The organism is Psychrobacter sp. 4Bb (genome assembly GCF_002836735.1).
Lineage (GTDB): Bacteria > Pseudomonadota > Gammaproteobacteria > Pseudomonadales > Moraxellaceae > Psychrobacter.
Genome location: NZ_PJAS01000072.1, coordinates 153,659 through 167,726 on the forward strand (window position 1 = coordinate 153,659; position 14,068 = coordinate 167,726).

A 14,068-nucleotide genomic window follows, 5' to 3' on the forward strand; every position below is an offset into this window, starting at 1 on the left:
GTATATATGGATAGCACATCGGTCGCATAGAGTACGCGAAAGCCTGTGTTTAAACAAGCAATTTACACAAGGCACTAAACGCTGACTAAGCAGCGTTTGTGTTTTATAAATGATAATCAAGAATAGGCTTAAGGGCTATAGTGAAATATTACACTTCGTTAATTATCTATAAGCACCTATCTATATAGTTATTAGCGCACTAACTGCCAGATAGCAACTTGTCCTGACGTACTTTGAGTCATTAAACGACCACCTTGGACTTGCAAGTTGGTCAACGCACCTTTTGTCTCTACGCGACTAACGATGCTACCCGTAGCAGGGTCAAACAAATGCACTACACCATCGAAATCACCAATGGCAATATAGTTGCCAATCATCACAGGATTGGTAAGATCTCGATAAGCCAATTCGTCACTTTCCCAAAGTGTCTCGCCACTGTTGCGATCATAAGCAACTACTTTGCCATCTAAACTGGTAGCGATAACTTGCTGAGTGTTTACCGCCAGTGATTTGAGACTCGCAATTTCATTGACGAACATTACCTGACGCGAGGCCAAATCAATACCTAATAGCTGACCACTATAGCTGATCGCAAATAACTGATTTTTATCTAAGATAGGTTTGCCATCGACATCGCTCATGCGCTCAACTTCACTACTACCAGCACCTACGCCAACACGTCTTGACCATAGCGGAAGACCATTATCGACAGTAATTGCATGCAGGCGACCATCAGCTGTTGCTAAAAGCGCTGTCTCATTGTCTAATAAAGTTGGCGCAGCGCTACCGCGAACGCTGATAGCAGGTACTTGAGTTGCGAACTGCCATACTGATTGTCCGGTTTGTAGTGACAGACCATGTAAGAAACCATCATTTGCTGATAATACCACACGATTATTGGTAATCAGTGCTGGCGTCAAAACCGAACCTGATAACTGCTGCTGCCAGCGTTTTGCACCAGTCGTGCTATCAAATGCCATGACCTTGCCACCACGAGTACTAACGATAGCTGTCTGGCTCAATGCATCTACTGCAACACCGCCGGTGATTTGGTCGTCAACATTGATTGACCATACGCGCTCGCCTGCACTATTAAACCCTGACAGCTCACCACCGCGTGATGCAGTAACGATTTGACCATTGGCATAGCCAACTTGCAAATCTAACGGATCTTTTTTGCTGGCTTTTTTATTGCCAACATCGGTACTGAAAACAGGCTGTAGTACGCTAATCGGCTGAGCGATTTGTACCAATTTTACCGGATCATTAACCACAGGCTTAATACCGCGATTACATCCAATCACTGCCGTGCTCATTACTGCCAGTACGGCCACATGCATAACTGTCTTTTTGATAGTCTTGGTGTTTAATATTTTGCTAGAGCGAATAGATTGAGTCATTGTATGTTCTCACTACAGATAAATTATTATTAATTAGTAAATTGGCCAACCGCAAATTAGTAATCATTAGGTTATATTAAAAAAGAGCTTTGGCTGATTACCAACTCTCAATACTATACTACTGACTTAATATCTAGCCTACTGACTTACTGCCCTGCTTCGACAGTGACTTCATTCGAGGTATCCATCACTAGCGATGGCTCTTGAATAAGACTGGTTTGCTCAGCAATCGGCTCAGCCGTGATACCTAAGCTTTCCATCTTTAATGCCAATACTGCACGCGTTTCTTGACGGCTACGTAATAGCTCCCACGCATTGCTATAAGATTTAATCGCTGAGTCTTTATTGTCTTGCGCTAAGTAAATATCACCCAGTAGCTCCTGCTGACTTGCTTCAAACGAGCTTGGCATGTCATTGTTTGCTTCTGACAGTGCAGTATCTGTATCACCTGCGGCCAATAACGTTTTTGCATAGCGTAAACGAGTAATCGCTTCTAGACCGGCATCACCCAAATCGATGGCCAATGCTTTTTTGAATGTCTCAGTCGCTGCTGCAAAGTCATCATTGTCTACTTGTTGACGTGCTTTTATCATTAGCGCTTGCCATGCATAAACTGACTCACCGTGCGTGCTGACCAAAGTATCAATATTTTTGTCTAGCTGGCTACGACTTTGGGTAAGTGCTTCTTGAGCCTCTGCTTCTAAATCTGGGTTTTGCGAGGCCAGTTTGACCTCTTCATTTAGCTGCTGAATATCAGCATATTGATCGGCGGCAACAGTATCTACTCGCGCATGATTGTTTTGCCAGTATGTCCAACCAAAGTAGGCGGCCAGTGCTAACAAAATCGCAGTAACGATATAACTACCATATTGCTTTAGCGCTTGCATGGAGTTATCTGCATTTGGCGAATTAGGTGTCAGAGCCATATATATTTACCTGATAAAATTTACATTAAATTGCTGGGACGACAAATAAAGCTGATTAGTTAAAAACTGACTAGCGACGAGAAAAGTTATCTTTATTTGATAACCAATCTTGTGCGACCGTCTTTTGCTCACCTGTCTGCATATCTTTAATACTAATCGTATTATCATCCAGCTCTTGCTGGGCGATGATGACTGTCAATGCCGCGCCTGACTTGTCCGCCTTCTTCATTTGCGCTTTTAGACTCGTGGCACTGGCCATCTTTACTCGTACATCTGGACGACTGTGACGCAAGTTCTGTGCATAGCTTATACCAGCACTATATACCTCAGGATGGGCCACAACGAATACATCACAAGCAGGTATATCAGAAATCGGCGCAACCGCTTCTATCAATAACAATAGACGCTCAAGCCCCATCGCAAAACCAACACCAGGCTCAGATTTTACTGGTTTACTACCATCTGTACCGATTGATTTTAATTGCCCGACTAGCCCATCATAACGACCACCCGCACAAACGGTAGCTTGACTTCCAAGCTTATCTGTTACCCACTCAAATACCGTTTTATTGTAATAATCAAGGCCACGTACTAAGTGCGGATTGATTTCAAAATCGATATTAAGCGCAGTCAGATAGGCTTTGACCTGCTCAAAATGCGCCACACTCTCTTCACCCAAGAAGTCAGCAAGCTTTGGCGCATTTGCCAATACTGCTTGCGTGCTCGCCTCTTTACTATCCAAGATACGTAAAGGGTTAGTCGTTAGACGGCGCTTACTGTCTTCGTCTAGCTGGTCTTTTTTATCAGTTAAATAGGCAACCAATGCTTCGCGATAAGCATAACGTTCATCCAACTCACCCAAACTGTTTAGTTGCAAACGCATCTCATTATTGAGACCTAGCTCTTGCCACATCAAATGAGTCATCGCAATCAGCTCAGCATCAGCATCCGGTAGTGCGCTACCGAAGCTCTCGACACCTAACTGATGAAACTGACGATAGCGGCCTTTTTGCGGGCGCTCGTAGCGGAACATTGGACCGATATACCAAAGCTTGGGCGTATCACCACGTAGCAAGTTGTGCTCGATAACTGCACGTACTGCTCCAGCTGTGCCTTCAGGACGCAACGCTAATGGCGTTGGTGGCTCAGATTTATCAGTAAAGCTGTACATTTCTTTTTCGACGATGTCAGTCGCGCCGCCAATAGCACGGGCAAATAGATCCGTCTGTTCAACGATAGGCAAGCGAATATGCTCGTAACCGTACCTACCAAGTACATCAGCCAATATCGCTTCTAAATGCAGCCACTTTGCTGATTGGTCAGGCAAAATATCATTAAAACCTTTGATAGCTTTGATCATGGTACGGTCGTATCCTTAAATGTTTAACAGGTATTCTATTATTGTTTTCTATATATTCAAATAAGCGTATTATCTAATTGATACTGTGACGGTATAGCCCAACGTATCAATCTATTCTATGGCTTATTTTACGCGAATGATTTCATTTTCACGTTTTTTTGCCAAGTCTTCTGCATGGGCGCGAACCATACCTTCTATTTCATCGACCAGATTGCCTGTATCGATAAGGTGGCTTTTTTCACCCATACGATAGACCAGTGATCTAGGGGCAGCACCAACGATACCGATATCGGCCTCTTTTGCTTCTCCTGGACCGTTTACCTTACAGCCGATCACAGATAGATTCATCGGTTCACGAATATCTTCTAAGCGAGACTCTAACGCTGTCATTACTTTAATCACGTCAAACTCTTGACGCGAACAGCTTGGACAGGCGATAAAGTTTACACCGTTCGAACGAATATTAAGCGACTTTAAGATATCAAAACCAATCTTAATCTCTTCTTCAGGCTCAGCGGCTAATGAGATACGAATAGTATCGCCAATACCGTCTAGCAATAATCCACCTAGCGCAATAGCAGATTTGACAGCGCCCGTACGATAGACACCCGCTTCCGTCACGCCCAAATGTAATGGGTTATCAATTTGCGCTGATATTAAGCGATAGGCATCTAATGTTAGAAACACGTTACTGGCTTTGACAGATACTTTGTACTGGTCAAAATTAAGACGCTCTAAAATATCAATATGGCGCATTGCCGACTCTAGCATTGCCTCGCCAGTTGGCTCAGTATACTTGCGCTGTATGTCTTTTTCTAAAGAGCCAGCGTTGACGCCAATACGAATCGGAATATTATGATACTTGGCACAAGCGACCACTTCACGTACTTTGGCATCGCTACCAATGTTACCGGGATTGATACGTAAACAGTCAGCGCCTGCTTCAGCAACGGCCAAAGCGATTTTATGATCAAAATGCACATCAGCGATCAAAGGCACGTTTACCAATTTACGAATTTCGCCAAAAGCTTTGACAGTATCCATTGTTGGCGTTGATACGCGCATCAAATCAGCACCTGCTTCGACACAACGCTCGATTTGGGCAACAGTCGCTGCTACATCACAGGTGTCAGTGTTGGTCATGCTCTGTACGCTAATTGGTGCATCACCACCAACCGCGACATCACCGACATAGATTTTTTTGGTCAGACGACGATTAATAGGCGATGGCATTGACATACATAAATCCTTGAATCAAAAATAGAAAAGCCCTAGGCCTTTGTACATATAATATAAACCAGCTAAATCGACAAACACATATTCGCTTTATTCAAACACATGGCTGCTTCATCCAAACATATGAGTGCTTTATTCAAATTTGGTGCTTATGCAACTGACTATGGTGTCAATTCAAAAGTAGCTTGCTTATCTGTTGCATACGTATCTAACGCAACTGGTTGTTGATTGAGCATCAAGCTAACATTATCGATATTATCAATTTGCACATTAAACGGTGGCATACCTGACAAGTCATAGTTACCTGCAGACTGAGAACCATTTATCAGACTGTTTCCAGAAGCATCCGTGATACTAACCACAGCGTCGCTTGTCAATACAAGGTTTAGGTTAGCCGTTGCTGCAGCATCACCTAGATTCAATGCAGAGCCAGAAGCACCAACGCCACTCGCGTCACTATTGATGGCGGCACCTTGGGCTTGCTCTATCGCTGACATGTCTTCAACAGCTGATACAGGCTCTTGGGTGTTTTCTTTGCTAGCGTTACTCACCATACGGAATAGGAACACCGCCAAGATAATCAATCCGATAACGCCTATGATCAATAGCGGGTTAAAGCGGATGCGGTTGTGAGTATCACGCTGCAAAGTCCCCATTGGGCGCAGTGGCGTATCGATATTGCTGGCTGATTTGGCCTTTAGCTCATTGGGATAAGCGGCATCGAAGCTACTAGCGATTTTTGCTGAATCTAAGCCCAGATATTTGGCATAGTTAATCGCAAAACCACGAGCAAACGCAGCCTGTGGTAGCTCAGCGAAGTTTTCGCTTTCTAGCGCTTCTAGATGACGCTTTAGAATAAACAGCTCAGCCGCGGCTGCGTCTAAAGTTACTTGCTTATTTTTACGGGCTTGCTGCAACACGGCACCAAATGATCCCTGAGCGTTAGATTGAGTGTTAGATGATGGGGTGATCATTTCCATGGTGCCTCTGGATTGTTAAGCCAAGTCTTAAGTTGTTTTGCTTCATCACTTAGCGGATAAGCGGATAAAAGCTGCTGTGCCAATTGCTGGCGCGTTGTTATATTATTTTGTGCTGCTGCAAGCTTGATACCTTGTAAGAGCAAGCGCGGGCTAACACCCTGCCCCTGCACCAATATCAGCGTCTCATCATACAGTCTCTGTGCCTGCGGTACACGCTGTTGTGCCAGCAATAAATCTACCAGTTCGATATGAGCAATGATGCTGTTACGATTGCCATCAAGTGCCCGTAAAAATGCTTTTGAAGCAGCACTATTATCACCTAACTGTAGATAAGTACGACCTAGGTTTTCTAGCGCGCCAATACGGCCTTCATAGCCTAGCGTCGCCCCTGCAATCTCAAACTGTTCTGCTGCTTCACGGTAGCGCTTTGTCTGTGACAGATACACGCCATAATTATTGTGTGCTTGTACAAAGTCTTTATCTAGCGCGATTGCTTTTTTGAAGTACTCATCAGCTTTGGCTAGATTGATACGGCTGCCTTCTTGCTGCAACAAAACGCCCATCATATCATAGGCTGGCGCATAACGGCTATCGGCAGCAAAGGCTTTTTCGAGCTGCTGCTGCGCGGTATCTAGCTCATTTTTTCGGATGTATTGCGCGGCAAGTGAGGTACGTACACGGGCGATTTCCTGCTGATCTAAATTTCGATCGTTGCTAGCGCGCGTAGATGTTTGATAAGGAGAGTTACCTAGCAAATCATTAGTCGGGGTGGTCTGACAGCCACTTAATACAAGGACGCCAAATACTGCCGACAGCACTGCACGCTTTGGCAAAGCGGTTTGGGCAGCATTGATACTCGACTGCTTATAAAATTTAGAAAATGATTTTTGATATTTGAACTGACAAGAATTTTTAGAAGTCATCATAGCCGCCATCATAAAACTGGGATTCAATGCGTTCGATCTTCGAGGCCTCAGTTTAATAGATTTAACCCCTATAAGTACAATTTAGTTGTTATTAATTGCCACGTTCTGCAATCTTGACAGTCATTGCTACATTTTCTTACCATTGCGACAGACAAAAGACAGCTAAAACGCTATACCAGTCGAATATAACGTTTATCTTCTAGAGAACGTGCTAAACGCTTTCACGATCTTTGATGCTCTGCTGCCACGCGGCTGAGCGTCTAGTACGATCGGCAACTTGTCCAACCAACTGACCACAAGCGGCATCGATGTCATCACCACGTGTTTGGCGAATCGTACAAACGAAACCCGCTTCGCTCAATATATTACTAAACGCATGAATACGGTTGTTGCTTGATTTGTCATACGGTGCATGTGGGAATGGGTTGAACGGAATAAGGTTAATCTTACTTGGTAACCCTTCTAATAAAGCAACTAACTGATGGGCATGCTCATTACTGTCATTGACCCCATCAAGCATCACATATTCAATCGTAACGTGCTTCTTATGACGTGGATTGACATCATAGACATAGTTTTTTGCCGCTGCAATCAGCTCTTCTAACGGATATTTTTTATTAATTGGTACCAGCTCGTTACGCAGCTCATCATTTGGTGCATGCAGTGAAATGGCCAATGCCACATCGATGTCTTGTGCTAGCTGATACATTTTCGGAACGACACCAGAAGTCGATAACGTGACGCGACGCTTTGACAGTCCATAAGCATGATCGCTTAGCATCAACTCCATTGAACCTACTACAGGTTTATAGTTCAATAGCGGCTCACCCATGCCCATCATCACCACGTTGGTGACGTTATTTTCCCATAGGCTATGATCAACGTTTTCTAAACTTTCATTTTCATCTGTCATATATGACGCATTAGCGACCCATAACTGACCGATAATTTCAGCCGCACTTAAGTCACGCTCAAACCCTTGCTTACCTGTACTACAGAAGCTACAGTCTAGTGCACAGCCTACTTGAGAAGACACGCATAATGTCTTACGGCCATTTAACTTGCTATCATCTGCAGGGATAAGCACCGTCTCAACCAATGAGCCACCAGTGACTTCAAATACCCATTTACGCGTACCATCATCACTATATTGACGATGAATTACTTTGGGCGGTACCACACAAGCATTAAGTGACAATTTGTCTCGCAACGACTTACTCAAATTGGTCATTTGCTCAAAGTCCGTCACCCCATGCTGATAAATCCACTTGATGACCTGAGTCGCACGAAATGGCTTTTCACCGATACTTTTGAAGTAATCAGACAGCTGTGCTTGTGTCATACCTAGTAGATTGGTTTTTGCGTGCGCCTCGTCTACTAGCTTAATACTATCAGTAAGCTTGGTAGGTACGTGCTGGGTTGGTGCTTGAACAGTTGACATAATAGGTAACCTTTTTGCATGCGCTTAAATGAGCGCTGCAATTATTGAGATGAGCGTTGCCGTACATACGTATGGCAGGGATGCATGAGCAATCCGTTATGAGCGCAGTCTTTAGTAAGTTAATAAAATCAATAACACAATAAATCAATATTGAGTAAAAACATGCTGATAAGGGATTGATAACGCTAGTTAAAACTAATAATGAGGGAAACGTCGGACAATTTCAATCTAGATTGCGCTATTATAATCGAAGTTGCCTGTTGGCAAATAGCTAAAACGATTTATAGCTAAAACGGCCTATACCCATAAGATATAAGCCGTCTCGCAAACCAATTATAAACAATCAATGTTGTAAATAATTCGTCTATAGTCAATCCAGTATAAAACTCATACAGGTAAGATCAGTCTAAATCGTAGCTGTCTTATTATAGCAGTTACCTCAAACAAATCGAACGCCGTAAAAGCTTATAGTTTATTTACTATATTAGCGTGTACGTGCACAAACTTCATCATCGCTGAAGAAGTAGCTGATTTCACGTGCTGCTGATTCAGCTGAATCTGAACCATGTACTGCGTTTTCGTCGATGCTGCTAGCGAAGTCTGCACGGATAGTGCCTTCAGCAGCTTCTTTTGGGTTAGTTGCACCCATGATTTCACGATGTTGAGCGATAGCATTTTCGCCTTCTAATACTGATACCAATACTGGACCTGACATCATGAAAGATTTTAGGTCGTTGTAAAATGGACGCTCAGCGTGCTCAGCGTAAAAACCGCCTGCTTTTTCATCATCAAGTTGTAGCATTTTAGCTGCAACGATTTTTAGACCAGCTTGTTCGAAACGGCTATAGATAGCGCCGATGTGGTTGCCAGCAACTGCGTCAGGTTTGATGATAGATAAAGTACGTTCGTTAGCCATGAGAAGCTCCTAATAAATGATAAATTCAATAAAATATGAAAAATTAATGCGTTGTTTTAGCTTTAGCCACAATGTTGACTTGGACTGTTTTACACAACTCATGGTATATCAGTGTATAACCATAAGCGCCAACATCGGATTGCTGCCTATTATAATGATTAAGGCCATAAATGATAGGGTTAATTTATGACCATACCTTGCATAAAAGTAAATTTATAACAGTATCTTACTTACATCCAAGTTAAGTACTCATCAACAACAGATGCATGAGCTATCGACTTACTTACCTTATCGCTACTCATATTTATCACTTATAGCTACCAGACTGATTTTATAGAGTATTTATATCATTATTAATGATTAGAAAACCCTCAACACACCTTGCTAAGAGTTTTGCTAATACATACTACCAATCAAAACATTTAATCATCTAAGCGACTGTCTCGACAACTACCTGCATTGCATTCACGCACACGTTCATTCAAAAAATTAACTCGATTAGCTGTCTTATTGGTAGCACAGCTCATATTGACAAAGAAACCATCGCCATCGTTATAACTACATTGGTCGTTGCGCTCGCGCATCCACGCTAATTGTCCGCGTTTAAGCGTGGCTTTTTGCTGTTTGTTTAGGAGTTTACTCAATTTATTGTAAGAGTTATTAAGCTCCTTATCTGCTTCCAAATATACTTTCGTGAGGCAATATAGCCCATCAAAGTCATTGTTTGGTTTGTCACAGTTTTCTGCACCCCAAGCAAACATAGGCAACATGAAAGCTGCGGATGTAACTATTGCTATAGAGGTATTGCGAATCGTGGATTTAAGCGTATTCGTTGTCATAGCAAATTCCTTTTTGTATGTTGATAAAACCAAATCCGTCTATAATATCTTACACTTAATTAAACCAAAATAATGTCAGTACATTCATTATTTATGATATTTTTAGATGACATTATAGCTAGTAGCCCTACTCTTACACTGTTGAAGATCAAGGTAATCAATCAAATTCTTGAAATAACACACAAAAAAAACCCAACGCTCAGCATTGGGGTTTTTTATTAATACTAAAAACTATTTAATCAAGTTTATAGTAAAAACTAAGCATCATACGGATCACGCAATACGATAGTCTCTTCGCGATCAGGGCCAGTTGAGATAATATCAACTGGGCAACCAATCAATGCTTCAATACGCTTGATGTATTTTTTGGCGTTTTCTGGAAGCTCATCATAGTTAGTGATACCAACGGTAGACTCGCTCCAGCCTCGCATTGTTTCGTACTTAGGCGTGACTGACTCGTAGAATTCAGCATCATGTGCGCCTGCACACTCAGTCTCAGGTAGGTTATAACCTACACCGATTAGCAGCTCTTCAAGACCATCTAATACGTCAAGCTTGGTCAAGCAAATACCTGACATAGAGTTAAGTACTACTGCACGGCGTAATGCTTCCGCATCGAACCAACCACAGCGACGGGCACGACCAGTCGTCGCACCAAATTCATGACCGACTTTGGCTAAGTGAGCACCAACATCATCAAACAATTCAGTTGGGAATGGACCACTACCAACGCGCGTAGTGTACGCTTTGGTGATACCAAGTACATAGTCTAAATACAATGGACCGATACCTGTACCAGTTGATACACCACCAGCTGTTACGCTTGAGCTGGTTACAAACGGATAAGTACCATGGTCGATATCAAGCAGCGTGCCTTGAGCACCTTCAAACATTAGGTTTTTGCCAGCCAGACGTAATTGATTTAGGTCTTCAGTTACATCAGTAACCATACCTTTAATCTCTTCTTTCCACTCTTTACAAAGCTTAAGCGTCTCATCAAAATCAATCGCTTCAACTTTATAGTATTCAGTCAGTTGGAAGTTGTGATATTCGATTAGGTTACGTAGTTTTTCTTCTAGATCTTCACGGAACAAATCAGCAAGTTTAATCGCACGACGTGCTACTTTGTCTTCGTATGCAGGACCGATACCGCGACCTGTTGTACCGATTTTACCAGAACCGCGCTTTGCTTCGCGAGCTTGATCAAGTGCCACGTGATAAGGCATGATAAGTGGGCAATTAGGAGAGATACGTAGACGCTCACGTACTGGTACGTTGTTATCTTCTAGCTCTTTCATCTCTTTTAGTAGTGCGTCAGGTGCGAGCACCACGCCATTACCGATAAAGCAAGTGACGCCTTCACGCAAGATACCTGATGGAATCAAATGCAAGACAGTGGTTTTGCCATCGACAACCAACGTGTGACCAGCATTATGACCGCCTTGGAAGCGGGCTACTGCTGAGGCTTTTTCGGTAAGTAAATCAACGATTTTACCCTTACCTTCGTCGCCCCATTGGCTACCCAAAACTACAACATTCTTACCCATGATCAATCCTTACCTTTATGTATTGAGGTGTGTGCAATAAAAGCTGAAAATTAAAATGATTTTCTTAGCTATATCTTTTTATCTCAGTGGTTTATGAAATAGAAACACTGAGATATCTAACGAATAATTTTGCGATTTCGTAATCTGTACTGAATAATTTTGGTTACGTGCGCCGCATGCGCCATTCAATAGTCTACTATTAGACAATTAAACAGTTTGTAGCTGCCACTGATTGTCAGCCATGCTTAAACGATGCGTAACATCATCTGGACTATCCTGTGCATCTAACGGCATAGTGACGCGATAGCCTTGCTGACGTAGACTCTCTACTTGTTGCAGTAGCGTCTGCATCTCATCTGTATTTGCATTAGACAAAGCGGCAAAATCAACCAAGACAACGGTTGGCGCATCTAACTGTGTATGAGCCAGCAATCGGCTAACATCCATACTAAAGCCCGTGGCCGCGCGTAACGCTTGCGTCTGGCTTTGCATACCATCAAAACGACCACCACGTACGAGTGGCTGCGTTTCGCTATTGATATAACCATTGAAGACGATGCCAGTATGATAGTGATAACCTGATAGCTCAGTCACATCAATACTGACTGGGCACTGCCATTGGTCTTGTAGATAGTTTTTCAGACGCTGTAGCTCATCGATTGCCGTTGCGATTTGGCTGTCTTGCTGCGCTGCATCTGATAATTTGGCTAATAGATTTGCGATATCATGACCAAAGCGTGCCAACATATAAAAATCATCACCCATTGGCAAAGCGCGGCAAACACGCTTAAGCTCTGGTAGGTTTTTATTGGCATATAGGTACATCAATTGTTCAGTATCACTGTCTGATAACTCAGCCAATTCAGCCAAACGTTTGAATATCGCTACGTGACCCAAATCGATATGGAGCGCTGCACTCATATTGAGTTTATTTACCATCGTAAACAGCACATCTATCAGCTCAATATCTGCCGCTAGTGACGCACAGCCAAATATCTCAGCACCTAACTGTAGCGGCGTACGTGAGCCAAACAGACCTGATGGCAAGGTATGGATCACATCACCAACGTAGCAATAACGCGCAATACCTGTACCGCCATGATGCGCATCTATACGCAAAATCTGCGGGGTAATATCAGCGCGTACGCCCATTAGACGCCCAGTCAACTGATCGATAATCTTAAAGGTTTGACGTTTCAGATCTTCTGACGCATCACTTAGCAAAGACTCAGTAAACTCAATCATCGGTGGGCAAACCAGCTGATAACCATGAGTAATAAGCTGCTCGATTAACTGATATCTAAGCACTTCTTGCTTATGCGCATCTTCAAACAGGACATCAACCACCCCATCAGGCAATAGCCAACTATTGGCAACATCACTGCCAAAGTTACTCAAATATGGCATGCGATTGGGTGCAGCACTGTTTTCGGCAGGCTGAGACACTGTTTCGTTGGTAGAATTTGGCTGGGCAGGTTTTGCAGAATCAGAACTAACAGACACAATAAATCCTTGTTTGGCGTATCGCTTACCAAAAACGCGGTACTGATGCGGTACTTAAAGGGTGATTTGCCGGGTATTGACGCTGTGTGTGTTTATTTTTAACGCGCAACATCATTGACCCAATTATTTATAAACAAACCAGGTAACCGCAAAAGGGTGAATAATAAGTATAATTTAGAATGATAAGACGAGTATCTTTATGCGCTAAAAAATTGCGACAAATAATCAAGGCACTTTATGCTTTAGTTTAGCATAGCACTCAAGGTTCGCCTAGTGACAATTAGCCACAATCACTATCTAATTACAGTTCAATTGCTGCTTATTAGCTTAGCAGATGTAACAGTCATCATTGATGTATTTGGCTCAATATTGGGCGAATAGCCGAGAGGTTTATTTTTTGTTAACCATAAGATAATGAGCGTGATTACGGCAGCGTCATCAACACAGACTCATGATACACTAACACATATTTTTATCTCGGAAGCCTTATGTCATCTGATTACCACCCAAACCCTGCCATCAACCAAACCAATGTCTTAGGCACCGCACTTGCCAGCTGTTGTTTCGATCCAATTACTGGCTATTATCGCAATGGTTTTTGTCATACTGGCAACCATGATGTCGGTCAACATACCGTCTGCGCCAAGATGACCAGCGAGTTTTTAAACTTCTCTGCCAGTCGCGGTAACGACCTAATTACCCCACTACCTGAATACAACTTTCCTGGTCTCAAACCTGGTGACTACTGGTGCATCTGCGCGCTACGTTGGGTTGAAGCATTGGACTTCGATATTGCACCGCAAATTAAACTAGAAGCGTGTCACGAGAGCCTATTGGCATTGGTAGATATCGATACGCTAAAAAGCTATGCCCTATAGATAATATTGGCACACGATAAAACCGTAGCAGCTTTCACAGCATATTTGGATTATTGAATTTTTTTATTATATGACAGGAAAGTATATGGAAAATGATAATAATCAATTGATTAAAA

12 protein-coding genes are annotated in these 14,068 nt (G+C 42.8%); 1 reads left to right on the forward strand and 11 read right to left on the reverse strand.

Features of this window, described 5'->3' with window-relative positions; genetic code table 11:
• Nucleotides 1–191: 191 nt before the first annotated feature.
• The 11 genes from bamB to CXF60_RS11400 all read right to left on the reverse strand — a co-directional run bounded on the left by bamB (nt 192) and on the right by CXF60_RS11400 (nt 13,074).
• Nucleotides 192–1,400, reverse strand: coding sequence for an outer membrane protein assembly factor BamB (bamB, locus tag CXF60_RS11350; RefSeq protein WP_102092025.1), 1,209 nt, complete (start codon nt 1,398–1,400; stop codon nt 192–194).
• Nucleotides 1,401–1,546: 146 nt separating this feature from the next.
• A complete protein-coding gene (locus CXF60_RS11355) occupies nt 1,547–2,326 on the reverse strand; it encodes a YfgM family protein (RefSeq protein ID WP_102092026.1) in 780 nt (259 codons plus the stop codon).
• Nucleotides 2,327–2,396: 70 nt separating this feature from the next.
• Nucleotides 2,397–3,686 (reverse strand): histidine--tRNA ligase, encoded by a 1,290-nt coding sequence (gene hisS / locus CXF60_RS11360; RefSeq protein ID WP_102092027.1) that lies wholly within the window; start codon nt 3,684–3,686, stop codon nt 2,397–2,399.
• Nucleotides 3,687–3,809: 123 nt separating this feature from the next.
• Nucleotides 3,810–4,925 (reverse strand): flavodoxin-dependent (E)-4-hydroxy-3-methylbut-2-enyl-diphosphate synthase, encoded by a 1,116-nt coding sequence (ispG, locus tag CXF60_RS11365; RefSeq protein WP_102092028.1) that lies wholly within the window; start codon nt 4,923–4,925, stop codon nt 3,810–3,812.
• 158 nt (nt 4,926–5,083) lie between these two features.
• Nucleotides 5,084–5,896 carry a helix-turn-helix domain-containing protein gene (locus CXF60_RS11370; RefSeq protein ID WP_102092029.1) on the reverse strand — a complete coding sequence of 271 codons (813 nt, stop codon included), beginning with the start codon at nt 5,894–5,896 and terminating at the stop codon, nt 5,084–5,086.
• Nucleotides 5,893–6,828 (reverse strand): type IV pilus biogenesis/stability protein PilW, encoded by a 936-nt coding sequence (gene pilW, locus CXF60_RS11375; protein ID WP_228707116.1) that lies wholly within the window; start codon nt 6,826–6,828, stop codon nt 5,893–5,895. The genes CXF60_RS11370 and pilW overlap by 4 nt, the downstream gene beginning before the upstream one ends.
• Before the next feature lie 211 nt (nt 6,829–7,039).
• Nucleotides 7,040–8,269, reverse strand: a complete 1,230-nt coding sequence (gene rlmN / locus CXF60_RS11380; RefSeq protein WP_180958144.1) for a dual-specificity RNA methyltransferase RlmN — start codon at nt 8,267–8,269, stop codon at nt 7,040–7,042.
• Between the two features lie 484 nt (nt 8,270–8,753).
• Complete coding sequence (gene ndk / locus CXF60_RS11385; RefSeq protein ID WP_057759031.1) at nt 8,754–9,185, reverse strand: nucleoside-diphosphate kinase; 432 nt, start codon at nt 9,183–9,185, stop codon at nt 8,754–8,756.
• A gap of 422 nt (nt 9,186–9,607) precedes the next feature.
• Nucleotides 9,608–10,024, reverse strand: a complete 417-nt coding sequence (locus CXF60_RS11390; protein ID WP_102092031.1) for a lysozyme inhibitor LprI family protein — start codon at nt 10,022–10,024, stop codon at nt 9,608–9,610.
• A 257-nt stretch (nt 10,025–10,281) separates the two neighbouring features.
• Nucleotides 10,282–11,571 (reverse strand): adenylosuccinate synthase, encoded by a 1,290-nt coding sequence (locus tag CXF60_RS11395; RefSeq protein WP_102092032.1) that lies wholly within the window; start codon nt 11,569–11,571, stop codon nt 10,282–10,284.
• A gap of 207 nt (nt 11,572–11,778) precedes the next feature.
• Entirely contained in the window at nt 11,779–13,074 is a 1,296-nt protein-coding gene (locus CXF60_RS11400) for an ATP phosphoribosyltransferase regulatory subunit (RefSeq protein WP_102092033.1), read from the reverse strand.
• Between the two features lie 488 nt (nt 13,075–13,562).
• Here CXF60_RS11400 and CXF60_RS11405 point away from each other — a divergent pair, with 488 nt between their 5' ends.
• Nucleotides 13,563–13,952: a DUF2237 family protein gene (locus CXF60_RS11405; RefSeq protein WP_057759025.1), complete on the forward strand. Its 390-nt coding sequence runs from the start codon at nt 13,563–13,565 to the stop codon at nt 13,950–13,952.
• The last annotated feature ends 116 nt before the right edge of the window (nt 13,953–14,068 follow it).